Origin of the sequence: Mediterraneibacter sp. NSJ-151 (assembly GCF_022487435.1) — a bacterium.
Lineage (GTDB): Bacteria > Bacillota > Clostridia > Lachnospirales > Lachnospiraceae > Schaedlerella > Schaedlerella hominis.
This window is the reverse complement of the sequence record NZ_JAKVPP010000006.1, coordinates 212,964-234,111: the sequence shown is the minus strand read 5'-3', so window position 1 is coordinate 234,111 and position 21,148 is coordinate 212,964. Positions and strand designations below refer to the sequence as shown.

Genomic DNA, 21,148 nt, shown 5'->3' with positions numbered 1-21,148 from the left:
CAGAAAAGAGCAGTGCTTTGAGCTTGAGCAGAGTATATCTGAACAAACAAAAGTGTGGGAGAAGGTATTTAAGGCAGAAAAATTCCATCTTGCCTGGCTGCCTTTTTCGGTCTTTCTTACCTGTAGCTGCCAGTCTACTTCTTCTTTCAGTTCATTTACATGGGAAATGATTCCCACAAGAGTTTTTTCTCCCGCCAGCTCTTTAAGTATCTGTACTGCACGTTCTCTTGCTTCATCATCTAATGAACCAAACCCTTCATCTACAAACATCGTCTCAAGTTGTACTGCTCCCACTGTATTTTGGATTATATCAGAAAGTCCCAATGCCATTGCAAGTGCTGCCATAAAGGACTCTCCACCGGACAATGTCTTTACATCTCTTGTAGTTGCACTTACCATATGGTACACATCCAAATCCAGACCGGCCTCTCCTCTGCTGCTTAAGTTTTTCACTTCCCGACACTGTAAAATAAATTCATTGGAAGTCATTTTTACAAGCCTTCTGTTTGCCGCTGCGATAATCTGTTTGAAATATTTCCGCTGCACATATGTTTCGAAGTCTAATTTTGCACTTCCTGCCAAATTTCCATTTGCAGTCCTGCTTAAGTTTCCAACCATTTCATACTGCTTTTGAAGTATGCCGGATTTTTCTGCATAGCTCTTCAATTTCTTTTGTGCCTCTTTATTTTTATTCTGCACACTATGTCTTGCCAGATGCTTTGCTTTCCATTCCTTCCACTCAGTCTGATATTTCGCTGCTGTTTCCTGTTCTTCTTTCACATCTATCCGCTGTTTTGACGCCGTCTGTTCTTTCAAATTCTGAATCGTTGTCTGAACGCGAACACACTCCTGTTCATATTTTTGAATTTCCTCTTCCCGCTTTTCTATCTTAGAAATTTCGGTCTTTGCCTGTTCATAGCTTTCTATACTCTGGAATTTTTCTGCCTTAAATACCTTCTCCCACACTTTTGTTTGTTCAGATATACTCTGCTCAAGCTCAAAGCACTGCTCTTTTCTGCTCTCTAACAGACCTTTCTTGTGCGTTTTTTCTTCATTGAACGTTTGCATATTTTTCTGTGCTTTTTCATAGTCCGACTGCAAAATATTACGCTCTTGTTTTAAGACCTTTAGTTTTTCCCTGACACGCTCTTCGTCCCATCTTTCTTCTGCATCCTTCTTTTGCATCTCCAGAACTTCCTCAAGCTGTGCATATTCTGATTTTAATTCTCCCTGAATCTGCTGAAAACCTTCTGTCGCCTGTGAACGTTTTTTTTCTGCAGCATCACGCTCCTTCTTTGCACTCTCTACCTGCTGCTGATTCGGCGCATCCTGGTTAATCCTTGCGGGGTGTGGATGTGTCAAGGAACCGCACACCGGACACGCTCTTCCCTCTTTTAGCTGTCCTGCCAAAATTCCGGCCTGCTCTTCAAAAAATTGCTGATATAGATTTTCATATTTCTCAGATGCCATTCTGCTGTTTTCCATATGTTTTTTCAAAATCACAACTGCATTTTCTTTATCCTGTTCCAGTTTTCGGATTTTCTCATAATGCGGCAGTAGATTAGATAGACAAATGATCTGTTCTTGCAGTGAATCGTTATTGTTCTCCCACATTTCCTGTGATTTCTCATAAATTTCCTGCAACTTTAATTCTTTTTGCATCACATTTTCAAACCATTCTTTTAATTCATCTACTGCCTTTTCAACCTTCTCATATTCTGCCTTTAATTTCTGCAATTTCAGTTCTTCCACCAGAATCTTCTGTGCAGATTTACTCTCTTTAATCCGGGCTTTGAGCAATACGATCTCTGACGCTTTTTCCTTTAATTTTTCTTCCTCCTGTTGCGCCTTCTCCAATGCTTGGAACAATGTATTGATTTCCTCTTGTCTTTGAATCTGAAGATTTAATGTCTCAATTTTTTTCTGCAATGCATTGGTCTGCTTCTCGGATTCTTTCTCCCAGTTCTTGCCTATTTCCACAATGTCTCTCAGACAATCCATCACTTCCTCAATTGGAGGCATATCAAGATTCGATAAGAGCAGCCATCTCTTTTCCAGTTCTTCCCCATCTTCTATTTCATCCGGCAGTTCTACCCGCTCCATCTCTCTCAATATGTCTTTTCTGGTTTCCTCCACCTGAATATAAAGCTGCTTTGCACGCTCTTTTAGTTTTTCCTCAACCCGATAGTACAAATTAGTCTGAAATATTTTTGAAAATATCAGTTTTCGTTCTTTTGATTCAGCATGTAATAGTTTTAAGAAATCTCCCTGTGCGATCATTGCAATCTGCATAAACTGATTTGCATCCAATCCCATGATTTCTTCAATCTTTGCATCAATTTCCCGTTTCTTTCCCCTGAATTCTTTTCCATCCGGCATAAGCAGACTTACCTTTGAAGTTTCTTTCACGTAACGTGGAGAGCCATCTGCCAGACGCCGTTTTCCAAGTCTTTGATATTCTGGATTTCTTCGGATAGTATAAATCTGCTCTCGATATGAAAATGTAAACTCCACATAAGTCTCCACATCATCCTCAGCATACTGGCTTCGCATCATATTTCCTTCACGCTTTCCACCGCTTGTCTTATCGTAGAGCGCATATGTGATCGCATCAAATATGGTTGTCTTTCCCGAACCGGTATCCCCACTAATGAGAAAAAGTCCTGTATTTAATTTTGAAAAATCAACAATCTCCTCTCCTGCATAAGAACCAAATGCTGACATTATTAATTTGACTGGTCTCATTTTCTCACTCTCCTGCTTCTTCTAATACTTCTACAAGAAGGGACTTCTCTTCCTCATTCATCGCTCTTCCCTGCATTTCCTCAAAAAATTCTTCAAATACAGTCAGCGGGTCTGACACCACTGCTTCCTCTTCAAACTCTTCTAGTTTTTTTCGGGTTCTTGTATTATCCATACGTACTTCTAAAATGTGCGAATATACTCTCTCTAGCTGCTCTTTTGGTTTATATGGATCCACCTCATCTGTCAATGTCACACTGATATAATCATCTTTATTCTCAAGCTTCGCATCCGCAATGATTTCTTCGAGCTCTCCTCTTACTTTTCGCACATCCCGAAGCGGATGTAATGGAAGTTCTTCTACCTGTACTGCATCTTCTTTTTTTCCAAGTGAAATTAAGTGGAGTGTTTTATTCTGATTCGCTTCACTGACCGAATATTTTAACAAAGTTCCACAATAACGGATATGCTCTGCTCCCGCTCTTTGTGCCCCATGCAAATGTCCCAGTGCCACATAATCAAAATTCTGTACGCAACTGCTGTCAATCAGATCCAGACCGCCCACCGATGCCGTCTCAGACTCTGACCGCTCCATCTTCTGTCCGCTTCCTGCATAGAACTGATGAGATATCAATACATTTCTCTCATTCCAATCAATATGTTCCCGCTCCAGTATTTTTCTTACCGCCGCTTCATAACTCTCCGGAATCTCTTCATCGAACACACCTCTGACATATCCCGGCTTCAAAAACGGAAGAAAATAAAAATTCACCTTGCCTTCTTCATCCTGCAAAGTCAGTTTTTTTAAATATTCATCCTCTGTTTCCGATACATTTCCGGCTATATAAATGTTCTGCCGTTTCAATATCTGACTGGCATAATTCAGCCTCTGTGCAGAATCATGATTTCCTGCGATTATCAAAATCGGAATCGCCGGTTCCAGACTCGAAAGCTTTGTAAGAAACTCATCAAATATCCTCACAGCTTCCGCAGACGGCACCGATTTATCATAAATATCACCGGCAAATACCATTGCATCCGGTCTTATTTTTTCTGCATAAGATACTACTTCCTGCAAAATATGCTCCTGATCCTGCTTCAGATTATATGAATGAAGCTGCTTTCCAATATGCAGGTCAGATAAATGAAAAAATCTCATAGATTTAACCCCCGATATCGATTCAGACATGCAAATATTTCCTGTCTTCTTGGCATTGCAAGATTTGCCACACTTGCATTACTCTCACAAAGACTTGAGAGACCTTCCTTGCAAATCTTTTCTTCCAATTTATCCACTACATTTTGTATGGTATCTTTTCCCTGGAATAAATGTTTCTCCGCATATCTCACACAGTATCCTAATGCACTGACCTGCTCGGTATCTGCCAATTGTTCCACATATCTAAGATCAATGTTCTCCCGATTAAGTTGAACCATCTCTTTTCCCATCGTTTTCATTTTGATTCTGTCATTCGGTTTAAATCCTCTGCCTTGTCTTGGACATCTTATGAAAACCGGTTTTTCCGCCGGATTTTCCATCCCGCTCATCGCCGGAAAATCTTTCGCTGTCTCTTTTGCCAGCTTTGTAATCTCTTTTGGCTCATAACGATCCATCTGGATGATCGTATCCGCAATATGAAAATATGCACCTGAACTACCTGCTACTATCACCGTAGAAATGCCATATATCTGATACAGTTCTAAAATTCGGTCGATAAATGGAGTGATCGGCTCCATATCCCGATGAATGACTCTTTGCATCAATTCGTCACGAATCATGAAATTAGTCGCACTTGTATCTTCATCAATCAGCATCACACTTGCCCCGGCTTCCATGCTTTCAATAACATTTGCCGCCTGCGACGTACTTCCGCTTGCATCTTCTGTGTAAAATCCTCTCGTATCCTTTCCATTTGGAAGGTCATTAATAAACATCGAAATATCCGTTTTTTTGATGCTTCTTCCATCTTCTGCCCGAATCTTCATTGCATCGTCTTTCGTGATCACATACTCTCTTCCGTCCCCCTGGATATGGTTATACACACCCAGTTCCAATGCTTTTAATAACGTTGATTTTCCGTGATAGCCACCACCGACGATCAATGTAATACCTCGCCGGATTCCCATCCCGGAGATTTCTCCTTTGTGTGGCAATTTCATTGTAACTTCCATTTCCTTTGGCGACTGAAATCTTACTGCCCCCTTCATCGGTTTATCCGAAACACCGGATTCTCTCGGAAGGATTGCTCCATTTGCCACAAATGCAATCAAATCATTCTTTTCTAATTCGTCTCTGATATATTGCTGATCCTCTGCAAGATCAATTATAGAACGAACACGTTTCTTATCACAATTTTTATAAAACAAGCTCTGTTCTACACACTCCGGAAGAAATTCATATACAATCTTTTCCATTTCTCGTGCATTGATCGTGCGTCCATTTGCCGGAAATCCCACTTCAAAACGAAGCTTAACATCTCCGCTTTTCGGATTTATTTCACACGCAGTACGTTCCAACACTTCCTGACCACATTTACTCACGGATATCAATCCGCTTTTCCCAGAGCCTTTTGCCCGAAAAGCATACTTTTGAATTGCACGATAAAACTGACGCGTCATCTCATCTTGCAGTGCTGCCCTCTGGTGTCTGCCTTTATATAATTCTTCCGGAAATCCTGCTGTACTCCCCTTCACCTGTACACTCACCTTTGATGGGGATGCAAATGGGTCTCCCTGCACATGATCAATGGAAAAGACATATCCTTGGAACTGATATTGTCCTTTTGTATCTTTATATGCCGGATATCCTCTGTGATCAATTCTGTCTAATAATTGTTTTAATTCTGCTGCTGACTGCATCTTCTATAACTTCCTCCATCCTGTCACTGCTGTCTTTTATGCCTTCTCAATTAACACTTTCATAACACCGCCACAAACCATTCCTTCATCTTCCGCTACTGCTCCTGTCATATCTATATGCTGGATCAGATAACCGCCTTTTTGAATAATCTGTCTTGCTGTCTGTGATATACCTGCTTCTGCACATCCACCTCCAATGGTACCTTCAATTGTACCATCTTCATATACGATCATCTTTGCTCCTGATTTTCTCGGTGTAGAACCTTTTGTCTCAATAATTGTCACAACGGCCTTCCCTTGTTCTTTTCTTTTTTCATCCGGGTTAGCCAACCGTTCCATCACTCTCATATCCACATCAGACGACATTACCTTATCTGTTCTCTGTTCTGTACGCTTCACCTGAATAATTTCTGCTAAAATTGCAATCGCAATTTCTTCCGGGCTGACTGCTCCAATGCTCAATCCAATCGGGGAATGAATAAAATCTAACCATTCCTGTGAAATGTTCTCTTCTTCGTGAAGCTGTTCTTTCAACTGTTTTACTCGTCTTCTGGAACCAATCATACCAAGATATGCACTTTTTTTCTGTTTATACAATGCACGCAGACAGTCCCCATCATGTCTGTGTCCTCTTGTAAGAATTGTAATGTAGTCATATTCATTTATCTGAAGCTTTTCAATTGCACTTGCAAATCCCTCACACAATACTTCTGCTGCCCATGGGAAACGCACTGTGTTTGCAAATGATGGTCTGTCGTCCACCACACATACCTGAAAACCGGTTCTTGCAGCAAACTCTGCCAGTGCCAGTCCTACATGTCCCCCTCCAAGAATAATCAGGCGCTCTTCACGGCAAAATGATTCTACAAAATACTTTTTATCGCCGGCTTCTACAAGACGCGGTTCCCCTTCCATTTTCGCTTCCTCGACCGCATTTTGGATAATCTCAGATGCCTCTTCTTTTCGAAACACATTCTTTTCTAATGACTCTCCCAATGTAGTTATCAGTGCTGCACTTCCATTTTCCTCCGTCTCTTTTAATAATTCCTGATACATTTCCATACCATTTCCTCCGTTTAATTATCACTGTTTATCATTATAACAGAATCTTAGTTGTTTTGTCAGTTTATAATGCAACAGAAAAAGCGAACTCCATTTCGGAATCCGCTTCTCTTTGTTATCAGAACTTCTGGCCTTATATATTTTTTATGTATTAAACCTCGAAGATCAAATCTCCATAAGAAGGCATTGGCCAAGCTTCTTTGTCCACGATCATTTCCAGCTTGTCAACCGGCACACGAAGTGCTTCCATTGCAGGAACAACTTCTGAATGATAGTATGTTGCCTGAACTTCTCCTTCTTCTTTTTCTGCTGCTTCTTCTGTTACTTTCTTTAATGTAGCAAGTGCTTCTTTTGTTTCTTTTAAAAGTACTGAAACTTCTGTAAGTGCTTCTGCCTGAACTTCTGCGTCCACTCCTGCTTCTTTTACAGCGATCACTGTATCCGCAAGCTGTTTTGTATATTTCATAACAGCCGGGATAAACTGTTTACTTGCCATATCGATCATTGTGCGAGCCTCGATATTGACTGCTTTCGCATATGCTTCATACTCAATCTCTGCACGTGATTCAAGCTCGGCTTTTGTAAACACACTAAATCTCTCGAACAATGCAACTGCTTTATCTGTTGTAATTGCAGGAATAGACTCTACCATAGACTTAATATTTGGAAGTCCACGTCTCTCTGCTTCTGCTACCCACTCATCAGAATAACCATTTCCGTTAAATACAACTTTATCACTTTCGACCATGTATTCTTTGATCAGGTCATGTACTGCAAGTTCAAAATCATCTGCCTTCTCAAGAACGTCACAAGCATCCGCAAATGCTTCTGCAACGATTGTGTTCAGTACGATGTTTGGATTTGCGACAGAGTCACGAGAGCCAACCATACGGAATTCAAATTTATTTCCTGTAAATGCAAATGGTGATGTTCTGTTTCTGTCTGTTGCATCTTTAGAAAGATCTGGAAGTGTTGCAACACCAGTTTCCAATTTTCCACCTTTCAAACTGTGTGTAGCTGTACCTGTGCTGATCAGCTGCTGTCTTACATCCTCAAGCTGTTCTCCAAGGAATACAGAGATAATTGCCGGTGGTGCCTCATTTGCTCCAAGTCTGTGGTCATTTCCCGGATCAGCTGCTGACTGACGAAGCAAATCTGCATGTTTGTATACTGCCTTTAAAATACATGCAAGTACAAGTAAAAACTGTGTATTTTCGTGAGGTGTCTTACCTGGCTCTAACATATTGATTCCATCATCTGTCGTGATAGACCAGTTATCATGTTTACCTGAACCATTGACTCCCGCAAACGGTTTCTCATGAAGCAGACACTTCATACCATGCTGACATGCAACTCTCTTCAATGTCTGCATGATGATCTGGTTGTGATCTACTGCGATATTCGCTTCTGCATAAATCGGAGCAAGCTCGTGCTGTGCAGGTGCAACCTCATTGTGCTGTGTCTTTGCAGATACACCGACTTTCCACAGCTCAATGTTAACATCTCTCATGAAAGATGCAATTCTCTGACGGATTGTTCCGAAATAGTGATCGTCCAACTCCTGTCCTTTTGGAGGCATAGCTCCAAACAATGTACGTCCTGTATAAATTAAATCTTTTCTCTGCATAAATTTCTCTGCATCAACCAGGAAATATTCCTGTTCAACACCAACAGATGGAGTTACCTTTTTTGATGTTGTATTTCCAAATAAACGGAGAAGTCTGAGTGCCTGTGTATTGATAGCTTCCATTGATCTAAGAAGTGGAGTCTTCTGATCAAGAGCCTCTCCTGTATAAGAACAGAATGCTGTAGGAATACAAAGTGTAGCTCCCGCTGCATCCTGTCTGACAAATGCAGGTGAAGTACAATCCCATGCTGTATATCCTCTTGCCTCAAATGTAGCACGAAGTCCGCCTGATGGGAATGAAGATGCATCCGGCTCACCTTTGATCAGTTCTTTTCCTGAAAAACTCATCAATACTTTTCCACTTGGAAGTGGAGCAGAAATAAATGAATCATGCTTCTCTGCTGTAACACCTGTCAATGGTAAAAACCAGTGTGTGTAATGTGTTGCTCCTTTTTCGATTGCCCATTCTTTCATCTCATGAGCAATGACATCTGCTGTCTCAAGATCCAGCTCTTTTCCCTCTTCAATTGTTTTCTTTAAGTTTTTATAAATCTTTTTTGGTAAACGTTCCTGCATAACCGTATCGTTAAATACGTTTTCTCCAAAAATGTCAGCCACATTAATTAATTCTGTGCTCATTGTTCTTCTCCTTTTCCCAAAATAATTTATGTCCAGAAAAAAAAGAGGCACTCCAAGTATCCTTGGAACGCCCCTGTTTCATTTCCTGCTTTCAATATAACTCAAACCTTTTTAAAAGGCAAGCATTAATTTTACTCATAATGAAATTTCATTCATTTTTTCTTATATCATGCTTATTTTCACGAAAACTCTGTACATTTTTACGATTCTACTCATTTTCTACTGTTTTTTTCAATATACCAAGTAAAATTGCTCCTACAATAGTTCCTGCCACAAGTGCAACCACATACATGATCGGATTACCTACAACAGGGAATACAAAGATTCCACCATGAGGTGCCATCAGTGTACAGTTAAATGCCATAGACAAAGCACCTGCAAGTGCAGACCCGACAATACAAGATGGAAGTACATGCAACGGATCTGATGCAGCAAATGGGATTGCTCCTTCTGTAATAAATGACAAGCCCATAACAAAGTTTGTAGGTCCGGATTTACGTTCTTCCACTGTAAATTTATTTTTAAATAAGAGTGTTGCAAGAGCGATCGCACATGGTGCAACCATTCCTCCTACCATAACTGCTGCCATAATGTTATAGTTTCCTGCTGCGATAGATGCTGTACCGAATACATAAGCTGCCTTGTTGAATGGACCACCCATATCGATTGACATCATTCCTCCGAGGATTGCTCCAAGAAGAACTGCATTCATTCCACTTAAGCTTCCCAGACCATTGTTCAATCCAGTGTTAATAACTCCAACGATTGGTTCAATAATAAATGTCATACTCAATCCCATCAATAGTACGCCAAATACAGGGTAGAGTAATACCGGTTTGATACCTTCCAGTGAATCCGGTAATTTTTCACATACTTTTTTAATCAGATTTACAATAAATCCTGCAAGGAAACCTGCTGCCAACGCTCCCAGAAATCCCGATGTTCCGTTTGCTGCGATTGCTCCGCCTACAAAACCTGCCACAAGTCCCGGTCTGTCAGCAATACTCATTGCGATAAATCCTGCAAGGATTGGGAGCATAAATCCAAATGCAACGCCACCAATTGTTTTAAATGTTGCTGCGATTGGTGTGATTGTACCAAAGTTTGCTCTCTCTGCCGCACTCAAAGCATTTAAGTCTACACATAACCCATCAATCAAAAACGCAATCGCGATCAGGATACCTCCACCTACAACGAATGGAAGCATATGAGATACACCATTCATCAAATGTTTGTAAATTGTATGACCCACACCGCCGCTCATTGACTGTGCGTTTGATTTTTTTGCAGGTGCAGCCGCCTTATAAATTTCTGCCTGTCCTGAAACAATTGTATCAATTAACTCATCAGCCTTATTGATTCCATGTGAAACCTGACATTCAATCAATGCTTTTCCATCAAATCTATCCATCGGAACATTTGTATCTGCTGCTACAATAATTCCGTCTGCGGCTTCGATTTCTTCTTCTGTCAGAACATTTTTAGCTCCACCGGATCCTCTTGTCTCTACTTTTACAAGGTATCCTTTTTTCTTTGCTGCCTTCTCAATGCTCTCAGCTGCCATATATGTGTGGGCAATTCCGGTTGGACATGCTGTTACCGCAAGAATTAATTTCTGATTGTCTTTCTCTTTATCTGCTGCAAGATCCGTCTGGGCTGCCGCTTTTTCCTTTGCAGCATCTGCATCATCCTTTTCCGTCTCTGCTGCATCTATGATATTAAGAAACTCTTCTACTGATTTTGCTTTGCGAAGAGATTCTGTAAATGTGTCATCCATCAGCATCATCGACAACTTGCTCAAAATTGTGATGTGTACATTTCCAGCCCCTTCCGGTGCAGCAATAAGAAAGATCAGATTAACCGGCTCATCATCCAGAGCCTCATACTCAACTCCTTGTGGCAGTACCATAGCTGCAAGTCCCGGCTTATTTACTCCTGTACATCTTCCATGAGGAATTGCAATTCCGTCTCCTACTCCTGTTGTCCCTTCCTCTTCTCTTGCAAATACAGCTGCCAGATAATTTTCCTTATCAGATACCTTTCCGCTTTTTGCCATCAGATCGACCATCTGATTTAGTACATCTTTTTTGTCTGCTGCGGCTCCATTCAGACAAATGCTTTCCGGTGCAAGTAAATCCCGAATCCTCATAACTGAAACCTCCCATTTTTTATAATGTGTTTAAAATTGCTTCCACTTCTTCTTTTGTTGCAAGATTTTCTGAAAATGCACTCGCACTTCCTGTTGCAACACCATTTTTAAATGCTATCTCATAATTTTGTGTCGTCAGATATCCATACAAAAAGCCTGCTACCATTGAATCCCCTGCTCCTACAGAATTGACAACCTTTCCTTTTGGAGCTTCGCTTTCATATACAGAACCATCTTCTGCAACCAGCACCGCTCCGTCACCTGCCATAGACACCAGAACATTTCTTGCCCCCTGTTCCTGTAACTTTTTGGCATAAACAATGACATCTTTCTTATCTTTCAATGTTACATTGAAAATCTCTCCGAGCTCATAATTATTCGGTTTGATTACAAATGGATGAAATGGCAGTACATTTACCAACAAATCTTTTGTTGCATCTACTGCGATCATAACTTCTTTATTCTGAAGATATTCCATAATGTCGCTGTACATTGTAGATGGCATAGATGCCGGAATACTTCCTGCAAGAACAAGTACATCTCCTGCTTTTAATGTATCTAACATTTGATAAAGCTTGTCGATATCTTCTTTTCCGATTTCCGGTCCCATACCATTGATCTCACTCTCTTCGTTGGAACGAAGTTTTAGATTGATCCTTGAATAGCCATTTGCGATAGGAATCAGTTTTTCTACGCATCCCATTTCTTTGACTCTTCTCTGAATCTCTTCACCGGTAAATCCTGCTGTAAATCCCAGGATTGTACTTTCCATTCCAAGATTCTTTAAAACGATGGATACGTTAATTCCCTTTCCCCCCGGAAACATCACTTCTTTTTCTGTTCTGTTCACCTGACCTAATTTGAAATCAGAAACATTCACAATGTAATCAAGTGATGGGTTAAATGTTACTATATAAACCATTCATTATTCCCTCCTGCCTTCTTATGACGTTTTTTAAATGTTTTTGACGAGATTTGATTTATGCTTTGATTATATTCTCGTTTTCAGTCATTGTCAATCAGTTTCGGTCATATTCATTCATGTAAATATAGACAAAATTCAATCCTTGTTTTCGTGCAAAATGCTCATCTCCCTTTGTTTGACATTCATTTTTGATTCTTCTATAATGAAATAAGAATCAAAATCCGTCATTATCATTCATTCGAAACGAAGGAGGCGAAGGATTATGCTGATTGATGAAAGAAAAAATGCGATTTTAAAGCTTGTAAATGAAAATGGAAAAGCAACCGTACAAGAATTAATGGAACTTTTTGATGCATCTGAATCTACAATTCGAAGAGATCTTACAGAATTGGATAAAAAACAATTATTAGTAAAGGTACATGGTGGTGCACTTGCATCCTCAAAGGAAATCACGAAGGATATTTCCGTCTCTGAACGCGAAATTCTAAACCGTGATTCTAAAATTACAATTGCACAATATGCTGCCTCACTAATCACTGACAAAGATGTTGTATATCTTGATGCCGGCACATCGACCGGATATATTATCGAATATATTTCGGCTTCTAAAGCCGTGTTTGTAACAAATGCGATTGCCCATGCACGAAAACTCTGCAATCGTGGGTTCGAAGTTTATCTTCCGGGTGGAATGGTAAAGATGCATACGGAAGCATTAATTGGAGCTGACACTTGTGAAGCAATACAGAAATTTCATTTTACAAAAGGATTTTTTGGCAGCAACGGACTGACAATCCAACAGGGCTGCACAACTCCGGATGTTCAAGAAGCAAAGGTAAAAGAATCTGCCTTCGCTCATTGCAAAGAATCTTATATTCTTTGTGATAGTTCAAAATTTGGAGTTGTTTCTTCTGTTACATTTGCTGATTTTACAGACTGTATCATTTTGACAGATTCCAATTTATCTAAAGTTTATCAGAATTATGATAATATCAAGATTATATAAAAAAACATCGGTACCGACATTTGCCGGGACCGATGTTTTTTCTTTATTTACGAGAAATCATCTCATATACTCAGGAACTAAAATTACTCAGCTTTTCCAACTGATCCGAACAGTTCCATCTTTTCTTTTACTGTAGCAGCAATTGCGTCTGCACCTGGTTTGAGAAGTTTTCTTGGGTCGAATCCTTTTCCTTCCAGATCTTTTCCTGCTTCGATGTATTCACGTGTAGCAGCTGCAAATGAAAGCTGACACTCTGTATTAACGTTAATCTTAGCTACTCCAAGGCTGATTGCTTTCTTAATCATATCGTCCGGAATTCCTGTTCCTCCGTGAAGTACGAGTGGCATATCACCTGTTTTCTGCTGGATTGCATCCAGAGTTTCAAAGCTAAGTCCTTCCCAGTTTGCTGGGTATTTACCATGAATATTACCAATACCTGCTGCAAGGAAGTCGATACCAAGATCTGCTACTCTCTTACATTCTTCTGGATCTGCACATTCACCTCTACCGATAACTCCGTCTTCTTCTCCACCGATAGATCCTACTTCTGCTTCGATAGACATACCATTGTCATGAGCAATTTTAACTAACTCTGTTGTTTTAGCAACGTTCTCATCGATTGGATAGTGTGATCCGTCAAACATGATTGATGAGAATCCAGCCTCTACACACTTCAGACATCCTTCATAGCTACCATGATCAAGGTGTAATGCTACAGGAACTGTAGTTCCAAGTTCTTCCATCATACCTTTAACCATTCCAACAACTGTCTTGTAACCTGTCATATACTTTCCAGCACCTTCAGATACACCAAGGATAACTGGTGATTTGCATTCCTCTGCTGTTGTCAGGATTGCTTTTGTCCATTCCAAGTTGTTGATATTAAACTGTCCTACTGCATAATGTCCTGCTTTTGCTTTCTGAAGCATCTCTGTTGCTGATACTAACATATTTCTTTCCTCCACTTCTTAAGGCTTGCCCGATTACAGCAAGTACTATTTCTTTTAAATCTGTAACCATTATAGCCCATCATGTAAAAAAAGACAATCTCTAATTCTCACAATAAAATGTCCGAAATCCATCTTATTTTTAACAATTTGTTATTTTTTTAACACTGTTCGTTGTTTTATTTTAATTTAGAAAGTGCTGCTTCATCAGCTACAAGTATTACATTATTATGAAGCTGGAGTATAGATGCCGGCACCTCCGGATTGATTTTACCTTGTACCATCGCTGCAACTGCATCAGCTTTGTCTTCTCCATTTGCCACAACAAGAATCTTGTCCGCTTTCATAATTGTCCCAATTCCCATTGTGTAAGCCTGTCTTGGCACTTCATCTGCTGAAGCAAAGAAACGCTTATTTGCTTCGATTGTGCTTTCTGTCAAATCTACACAATGTGTGATCTTTGGAAAATCTGCTGCAGGCTCATTAAATCCGATATGTCCGTTTCTTCCTAATCCAAGTAACTGAAGATCGACGCCCCCCATAGATTCGATCAATGCTTCATAACGAAGACATTCTTCATCACCATTCTCAACTTTTCCGTTCGGTACATGTGTATTCTCTTCGTCAATGTTTACTCTGTCAAACAAATGATGATGCATGAAATAGTAATAACTCTGCTCATTGTCTCTTGTCAGGCCTTTGTATTCATCCAAGTTCACTGTCTTAACTGTGGAGAAATCTAAATCATCTTTCTTATACCACTCAACTAATTGATCATAAATACCAATTGGAGTAGATCCTGTTGCAAGCCCTAATACACAGTCAGGCTTCAGCAGAATCTGTGCGGAAATTAAATTCGCTGCTTTTCGACTCATTTCTTCGTAATCCTTGGTTCTGATAATCTTCATAACCCATTCCTCCTTATACTTTAAAAATCTTAATTGCAGAGCTTGTTTTCCTCAGATACAGTCCTTCATATTCTATCCCTACGCGCCAAGTCTCACAGACGTTCGACTTGAATCCCCAAATCTATATTTCGCAGAAATAGAAAAAACCAGATTTTCAGAATAGAACTCATATTCTATGTCTAAAAATCCGGTTTTGCCTGCTTTGAGTAACAACCCACTCTTTAGTGACTCCGAGGGGAATCGAACCCCTGATTCCAGCGTGAGAGGCTAGCGTCTTGACCGCTTGACCACGGAGCCTTATTTAATTATCTTGCCTGCTTGTTTATTTCTCACCCGCAAGCAAGATATACTTTATCACACTATTTCACATAATGCAAGTGTTTTTTTCATTTTTTTATATTTTTTATTTTTTCAATATGAAGAAGCTATCATCCTGTAAATTTACGACTGTTCTTCGCTTTCTTCTTCCTGGCGGACCAACTCTTTTTTTCGTTCCAAATGACCGATTGAAGTCGGTTTTACCATAATTTCCAATTCTTGTTTCAGATTTTCCACAATAACTTCATCATGTCTTCCACCATATTCTCCATCCAAAGTCCATGGAATTTCTTCTTCCGATTCAAACTTAACATGACCGGAACGGAAAGAATACATATGATCCGAATTAATCTGTTTTACCAGCAATGCCGCTACGATTTCGTTCAACTCAATCGGATTCTTCGGTGTTTTAATCAATGTCACTTCAAACACACCATCATCAAACGCTACATTTCTCCCGATAATACTTCTAAAACCACCTACTGATCTGGAGTTTGTCACCATTCCATACACAAAATTATCTTCGATTGTCTCTCCGTCATGTGTCACTTTAATATGGTAAGAAGGAATATTGAAAATACGCTTTGTTCCTTCCAGTACATATGCCAGATGTCCCAGAACGTTCTTCATATTTTGATCTGTCTCGTATGATACATCCGTAAATAGCCCAAAAGCTGCAATATATACGAAATAATCATCATTAAAATGACCGATATCACATGGAAATGGCACTCCATTTACCGCTGTGTCGGCTGCTCCAAGCATATCCTTTGAAATATGCAGGCTACTTGCAAAATCATTTGTCGTTCCGGCCGGAATATATCCGATCGGTACTTTCTTATCTCTCTGTGCCATACCGGTCACGACTTCATCTAATGTTCCATCTCCTCCGCTGCACACTACCAGATCATAATCGCCTGTATAAGATAAAGTCTTAGCAAGTCCATCGTGATAACGCTGTGTCGGGTACACTGTAACTTCATAACCTGCCTTGGTAAATATATCAAGGACATCTGCCAATTTGGGTTTTAACATACCGGTTCCTGCGTTTGGATTGTAAATAAATAATAGTTTCTTCATATTCATCCGCTCCTTTCCACTTTTTAAGTTGCCAAAACATCCTGCTGAAATCTGTTCAAGTCGAACATCCGTGAGACTTGGCCCGTGATTCTGATCAGCGAAGCTGACATATTCTTATCAGAATTTCTGCAGGTGATAAAAGAGGCTGTGCTTTACACACAACCTCTTTTTATATTCTATTTGTTTTCGTGAATACTTCACTATTGTTCACATCTGTTATCCGAACAAAAGATGCCTTCTATTTTACTTCTGCAAGAAATGTTTTAATTCCCTCTGCTGCCTTCACTTCATCTTCCCCATCTGTCAAAACAGTTACTTCTTCACCATCCGATAAATTCAAGCTCATCATACCCATGATGCTCTTTGCATTAATCTTCTTATTATCAACCAGAATAAAGATCTTGCTTGCGTACTGACTTGCTTCCTGTACAAGCAAAGCAATAGGTCTTGCATCTAAGCCTTTTTCATGTTTCACGATAACTGGTGTTTCAATCATAATACTCCTCCTTGCTCTTTTCTAACCTTTTCTGCCAAATCTCCCAGTTTTCTAAGTCTGTGATTCACTCCTGACTTCCCAACCGGCGGCGACAAAAGAGCTCCTAATTCTTTTAATGATGCATCTGGGTGCGAAAGTCTGGCTAATGCCACTTCCTCTAATCCCTCTGACAGCTTTTCTAATCCAATCGTATCTCTTAGATATGTAATATCCTCCAACTGCTTAACCGCTGCTGATACGGTTTTATTCAAATTTGCCGTCTCGCAGTTCACCTTTCGGTTTACTGTATTGCGCATTTCTTTCAAAATTCGTACATTCTCAAGTTCCATCAACGAAACGTGCGCTTCCATAATATTCAATATATCAACGATTTGTGAGCCTTCTTTGAGATATACGACATATGATTTCTTTCTCTGGACGATCTTTGCATCCATTGAAAAGCTGCTCATTAATTCCCGTATCTGTTCTGCCATTGATTCTGCAGCACACACAATTTCAAAATGGTATGCTTTCTTAGGATCACTCATGGAACCCGCTGCCAAGAATGCTCCCCGAATAAATGCTCTCTTACAGCAGGTCTGTTGTACTACGATAGGATTCACAATCCGGACCTCTTCAAATCCATCCAAATGTTCATCTATCAACTTAACCGCCTGTAATACTCGAAGTGCATCCTGGTGCTGTTTTACAACAACCGAATACGATACGCTTTGCTTTTGAATGTTTCTCCTTATTGATATATCAGACTCTATATTAAATGTTTTTTTAATCAATGTAAAGACTTTTCTTGCAACCGCTTTGTTTTCTGTGTGTACTTTTACCCGATATTCATTTCTACTATTAATAATGATCGAGCCACATAGTCCAAGAATTGCTGCCAGTTCTGCAATCTGACAGTGTCTTGCACTGCTCCAGTGTTCTGACAGTTCTTCTTTTACATTTCCCGAAAATGACATGTTATACCTCTATTTTGCCTTTGTAATAGCATCTTTCTCAATATCTCGGTGTTCAATACGAACACCATAATTTTCATCCTGCTTCACAACCTGATACAATGCATTTGCCACAGTAACAGAACGATGCTTTCCTCCTGTACATCCAATTGCAATGACCAACTGGTTTTTTCCTTCTAATATATAATTTGGCAGCAAAAATTGAATCAAATCTGTAAACTTTTTTAAAAATTCTTCTGCCCGCGGACTGTTCATCACATATTCCTGCACTTCTCTGTCATTTCCTGTTTTTTCTTTCAATCCACTGATATAATATGGATTCGGTAAAAAACGTACATCAAAAACCAAATCCGCATCCTGTGGGATTCCATATTTGAATCCGAATGACATTACCGTAATATATAGATTTTTAAAATTTTTGCCATCTACAAAAATCTGCTCCAGCTCTTTTTTCAACTCTCTTGTAAGCATCTTACTTGTATCTAATATATAGGTTGCACGCATCTTTAAGAACGAAATCTTCTCACGCTCTTTTGCAATCCCGACATCTATATGACCGGCTCCTCCAAGCGGATGCTGTCTTCTTGTCTCTTTATAACGCTTCACAAGGACATCGTCCTGTGCATCCAAAAACAGTATCTCGTAATCGATCCCGGCCTTATCCATCGCATTCAGCTGTTCTTCTAATCCATCCAAAGCCTGTCCGCTTCGCACGTCAATCCCAAGTGCTACCTGCTTCAATTCTGAATTTGGAGTTGTCAAAATCTCTGCAAATTTTGGCATCAGCTGTATCGGAAGATTATCGACACAAAAATAGCCCAAATCTTCCAGAATCTTCAATGCAATTGATTTTCCTGCTCCTGACATACCCGTCACAATTACTAATTTCATCTTCATACCTCTTTTATTTTTCACCAATAATCTTTACTTCCGGTTCCAATCGTACGCCAAATTTTGCCTCTACTTTATCAGACACCTGCTCCATCAATGACAAGATATCTGTCGCTGTTGCATGATCTTTATTGATTACAAATCCACAATGCTTTTCTGACACCTGGGCTCCACTAACCTGAAAACCTCTAAGTCCTGCATCTTGAATTAATTTTCCTGCGAAATATCCTTCCGGTCTTTTAAATGTGCTACCTGCACTTGGATATTCTAACGGCTGTTTGCTCACTCTCTGTTCTTTTAGTTCATCCATGTACTCACGGATAACAGCTTCATTTCCATATTCCAGTTTCAGCTGTGCACTCAATACAATATCCTGATTCTTTGCAAATACACTGGTACGATATCCCAGTTCCATCAAATCTACCGGAATTACAGCAATCTCACCTGCTGAAGTTAACACACATGCATTCACAATAACCTGCTTCATCTCTCCACCATATGCACCCGCATTCATCATCACTGCACCACCTAAGGTTCCCGGAATACCTGATGCAAATTCAAAACCAGTCAGTCCTTCTCCCAATGCCTGTGCTGCAATTTTTGAAAGTAAAGCTCCTGCCTGTGCATAAATCGTCTCGCCTTCTACGCGGATCTGATTCATCTTGCGTGCGATTTGAATGATCACACCTTTAAATCCCTTATCTCTGACAAGCAGGTTACTTCCATTGCCCATCACATAATAAGGAACATTTTCCTTTTTCAATAACAACACCAAATCCCGTACCTGTTCTTCATTTGAAGGCATCACTAAATAATCCGCCTTGCCGCCGGCTCGAAATGTTGTGTGCTTATCCATCGGCTCGTCTTTTAAAATCTGATCTTCAGAAACAATCTTACATAATTCTTCATATATATTCATCTAATTATCTTCCTCTCATTTTTCGCTCTATGAGGAGCTCTAAACAGTTTACATAATACAATACTTTGTGCTGAAATTCAACTATACAAAGCCTACAGGTGTTGCAAAACTCATAGAAATGATGTATATTAGATTCGTGTACTCGTATTTAAAAATAGATTTCAAAGGAGTTGATTAAAACATTGGACTCGAGTGACGCGATACAATTTATAGTACTTATTATTTTATTATTTTTATCAGGATTTTTCTCCTCTGCTGAGACGGCATTAACAACTGTCAGCAAGATTACTATGCGCTCTATGGCAGATGACGGAGATAAGCGGGCAGCATTGGTTCTGGATGTTATTGAAAACCAGAAGACAAAGATGCTCAGTGCAATCTTGATTGGCAACAATATTGTTAATATTTCTGCCTCTTCTCTGGCTACTACATTGGCTTACAGTTTCGGTGGATACATGGTCAGTATTGTCACAGCTGTACTGACAGTATTGATTCTTGTATTTGGAGAGATTACTCCTAAGAGTATGGCAACACTTCGTGCTGTTAAGTTTTCTCTCTCTTATATCAGGGTCATTCACCTTTTAATGACAATCCTGACACCGTTCATTTTTATTGTGAACTTATTTTCACGCGGTATTCTCGTATTATTACGAATCAATCCGGATGAAGCCAATCAGGCAATGACAGAAGACGAACTTCGTACAATCGTAGATGTCAGCCACGAAGATGGTGTCATTGAATCAGAAGAGAAGGAAATGATATATAATGTGTTCGACTTAGGTGATGCGAAAGCAAAAGATGTTATGGTTCCTCGTGTTCACGTAACATTTGCCGATGTGAACAATACATACGCTGAATTAATTGACATTTATAAAGAGGATAAGTTTACCCGCCTTCCTGTTTATGAAGATACAACAGACAACGTGATCGGTACGATTAACATGAAGGATTTGTTGCTCTTTGACGACAGAGAACATTTCAAAGTCCGCGATATTTTGAGAGAAGCTTATTTCACTTATGAATATAAGAATATTTCTGAATTACTCGTTGAGATGCGTGATGCATCCATTAATATTGCGATTGTTTTAGACGAATATGGCGAAACTGCAGGTATTATCACACTGGAAGATATTTTGGAAGAGATTGTCGGCGAGATTCATGACGAATACGATGAGAACGAAGAAGATTTCATTCGTAAGATAAACGATTTAGAGTATATCATTGAAGGTTCTGTCAGTCTCGTTGATTTGAACGATCGTCTGAAACTGGATGTCAGACATCAGGAATTGGAATCCGAAGACTTTGATTCCCTCGGTGGATTTATGATTGAGCATCTGGATCGATTACCGGAAGTCGGCGATGAGTTCACTACCGAAGACGGTATTCGTATGGTAGTAGAGAAACTGGACAAAAACCGAGTAGAGTTGGTACATGTCTACTTGCCGGAGATTGTTCATGATACTTCCACAGAAGAGAACGAGACATCTGATTCAGTAGATGATACTAATACAGAATCTAATTAGAATAAAATATATTCCATATAATTAAGAAGGTTCGTAATTTGATTGCGAACCTTTTTCTATGCCCTAAAGCATGTAAAACAATTTTGACATGCAAAATCACAGATGTA

General features: G+C 39.7%; 16 protein-coding genes and 1 tRNA gene. 2 read left to right on the top strand and 15 right to left on the bottom strand.

Going from position 1 to position 21,148, the window contains the following annotated elements:
- The 7 genes from LQE94_RS08420 to pfkB form a co-directional block, all read right to left on the bottom strand.
- Nucleotides 1–2,745: AAA family ATPase (locus tag LQE94_RS08420; RefSeq protein WP_240577435.1), on the bottom strand; the 2,745-nt coding region annotated here is incomplete at its 3' end.
- A 4-nt stretch (nt 2,746–2,749) separates the two neighbouring features.
- On the bottom strand, nt 2,750–3,901 hold the full coding sequence (locus tag LQE94_RS08415) for an exonuclease SbcCD subunit D (protein ID WP_240577434.1): 1,152 nt from the start codon (nt 3,899–3,901) through the stop codon (nt 2,750–2,752).
- Complete coding sequence (locus LQE94_RS08410) at nt 3,898–5,601, bottom strand: ABC-ATPase domain-containing protein (RefSeq protein ID WP_240577433.1); 1,704 nt, start codon at nt 5,599–5,601, stop codon at nt 3,898–3,900. Before LQE94_RS08410 ends, LQE94_RS08415 begins: the two co-directional genes overlap by 4 nt.
- A gap of 36 nt (nt 5,602–5,637) precedes the next feature.
- Nucleotides 5,638–6,663 (bottom strand): XdhC family protein, encoded by a 1,026-nt coding sequence (locus LQE94_RS08405; RefSeq protein WP_118688300.1) that lies wholly within the window; start codon nt 6,661–6,663, stop codon nt 5,638–5,640.
- A 151-nt stretch (nt 6,664–6,814) separates the two neighbouring features.
- A complete protein-coding gene (locus tag LQE94_RS08400) occupies nt 6,815–8,929 on the bottom strand; it encodes a glutamine synthetase III family protein (RefSeq protein ID WP_186864482.1) in 2,115 nt (704 codons plus the stop codon).
- A 208-nt stretch (nt 8,930–9,137) separates the two neighbouring features.
- Nucleotides 9,138–11,078 carry a PTS fructose transporter subunit IIABC gene (locus LQE94_RS08395; RefSeq protein ID WP_118738237.1) on the bottom strand — a complete coding sequence of 647 codons (1,941 nt, stop codon included), beginning with the start codon at nt 11,076–11,078 and terminating at the stop codon, nt 9,138–9,140.
- 19 nt (nt 11,079–11,097) lie between these two features.
- Entirely contained in the window at nt 11,098–12,000 is a 903-nt protein-coding gene (pfkB, locus tag LQE94_RS08390) for a 1-phosphofructokinase (RefSeq protein ID WP_240577432.1), read from the bottom strand.
- 265 nt (nt 12,001–12,265) lie between these two features.
- Between pfkB and LQE94_RS08385 the strand changes: the two genes are divergently transcribed.
- A complete protein-coding gene (locus LQE94_RS08385) occupies nt 12,266–13,006 on the top strand; it encodes a DeoR/GlpR family DNA-binding transcription regulator (RefSeq protein WP_240577431.1) in 741 nt (246 codons plus the stop codon).
- Nucleotides 13,007–13,089: 83 nt separating this feature from the next.
- Here the strand turns inward: LQE94_RS08385 and fba are convergent, their stop codons facing one another.
- The 8 genes from fba to murB all read right to left on the bottom strand — a co-directional run bounded on the left by fba (nt 13,090) and on the right by murB (nt 19,518).
- Nucleotides 13,090–13,956, bottom strand: a complete 867-nt coding sequence (gene fba / locus LQE94_RS08380; protein ID WP_240577430.1) for a class II fructose-1,6-bisphosphate aldolase — start codon at nt 13,954–13,956, stop codon at nt 13,090–13,092.
- A 176-nt stretch (nt 13,957–14,132) separates the two neighbouring features.
- Complete coding sequence (nagB, locus tag LQE94_RS08375) at nt 14,133–14,861, bottom strand: glucosamine-6-phosphate deaminase (RefSeq protein ID WP_240577429.1); 729 nt, start codon at nt 14,859–14,861, stop codon at nt 14,133–14,135.
- 225 nt (nt 14,862–15,086) lie between these two features.
- Nucleotides 15,087–15,158, bottom strand: a tRNA-Glu gene (locus tag LQE94_RS08370).
- Nucleotides 15,159–15,302: 144 nt separating this feature from the next.
- Nucleotides 15,303–16,259 (bottom strand): diacylglycerol/lipid kinase family protein, encoded by a 957-nt coding sequence (locus LQE94_RS08365; RefSeq protein WP_186864479.1) that lies wholly within the window; start codon nt 16,257–16,259, stop codon nt 15,303–15,305.
- A 238-nt stretch (nt 16,260–16,497) separates the two neighbouring features.
- The gene (locus LQE94_RS08360) at nt 16,498–16,755 is read right to left on the bottom strand and encodes an HPr family phosphocarrier protein (protein ID WP_118738243.1); all 258 of its coding nucleotides are present in this window, start codon (nt 16,753–16,755) and stop codon (nt 16,498–16,500) included.
- Complete coding sequence (gene whiA / locus LQE94_RS08355; protein WP_240577428.1) at nt 16,752–17,711, bottom strand: DNA-binding protein WhiA; 960 nt, start codon at nt 17,709–17,711, stop codon at nt 16,752–16,754. The genes LQE94_RS08360 and whiA overlap by 4 nt, the downstream gene beginning before the upstream one ends.
- Before the next feature lie 9 nt (nt 17,712–17,720).
- On the bottom strand, nt 17,721–18,599 hold the full coding sequence (gene rapZ, locus LQE94_RS08350) for an RNase adapter RapZ (protein WP_022074503.1): 879 nt from the start codon (nt 18,597–18,599) through the stop codon (nt 17,721–17,723).
- A gap of 13 nt (nt 18,600–18,612) precedes the next feature.
- Entirely contained in the window at nt 18,613–19,518 is a 906-nt protein-coding gene (gene murB, locus LQE94_RS08345; protein WP_240577427.1) for a UDP-N-acetylmuramate dehydrogenase, read from the bottom strand.
- Nucleotides 19,519–19,700: 182 nt separating this feature from the next.
- Here murB and LQE94_RS08340 point away from each other — a divergent pair, with 182 nt between their 5' ends.
- Nucleotides 19,701–21,041 (top strand): HlyC/CorC family transporter, encoded by a 1,341-nt coding sequence (locus LQE94_RS08340; protein WP_240577426.1) that lies wholly within the window; start codon nt 19,701–19,703, stop codon nt 21,039–21,041.
- Nucleotides 21,042–21,148: the final 107 nt, after the last annotated feature.

Excerpts from the sequence above, each read along its gene's own strand:
- LQE94_RS08415 (WP_240577434.1), bottom strand. The coding sequence starts at position 3,901 with ATGAGATTTTTTCATTTATCTGACCTGCATATTGGAAAGCAGCTTCAT.
- LQE94_RS08410 (WP_240577433.1), bottom strand. The coding sequence starts at position 5,601 with ATGCAGTCAGCAGCAGAATTAAAACAATTATTAGACAGAATTGATCAC.
- LQE94_RS08405 (WP_118688300.1), bottom strand. The coding sequence starts at position 6,663 with ATGGAAATGTATCAGGAATTATTAAAAGAGACGGAGGAAAATGGAAGT.
- LQE94_RS08400 (WP_186864482.1), bottom strand. The coding sequence starts at position 8,929 with ATGAGCACAGAATTAATTAATGTGGCTGACATTTTTGGAGAAAACGTA.
- LQE94_RS08395 (WP_118738237.1), bottom strand. The coding sequence starts at position 11,078 with ATGAGGATTCGGGATTTACTTGCACCGGAAAGCATTTGTCTGAATGGA.
- pfkB (WP_240577432.1), bottom strand. The coding sequence starts at position 12,000 with ATGGTTTATATAGTAACATTTAACCCATCACTTGATTACATTGTGAAT.
- LQE94_RS08385 (WP_240577431.1), top strand. The coding sequence starts at position 12,266 with ATGCTGATTGATGAAAGAAAAAATGCGATTTTAAAGCTTGTAAATGAA.
- fba (WP_240577430.1), bottom strand. The coding sequence starts at position 13,956 with ATGTTAGTATCAGCAACAGAGATGCTTCAGAAAGCAAAAGCAGGACAT.
- nagB (WP_240577429.1), bottom strand. The coding sequence starts at position 14,861 with ATGAAGATTATCAGAACCAAGGATTACGAAGAAATGAGTCGAAAAGCA.
- LQE94_RS08365 (WP_186864479.1), bottom strand. The coding sequence starts at position 16,259 with ATGAAGAAACTATTATTTATTTACAATCCAAACGCAGGAACCGGTATG.
- LQE94_RS08360 (WP_118738243.1), bottom strand. The coding sequence starts at position 16,755 with ATGATTGAAACACCAGTTATCGTGAAACATGAAAAAGGCTTAGATGCA.
- whiA (WP_240577428.1), bottom strand. The coding sequence starts at position 17,711 with ATGTCATTTTCGGGAAATGTAAAAGAAGAACTGTCAGAACACTGGAGC.
- rapZ (WP_022074503.1), bottom strand. The coding sequence starts at position 18,599 with ATGAAATTAGTAATTGTGACGGGTATGTCAGGAGCAGGAAAATCAATT.
- murB (WP_240577427.1), bottom strand. The coding sequence starts at position 19,518 with ATGAATATATATGAAGAATTATGTAAGATTGTTTCTGAAGATCAGATT.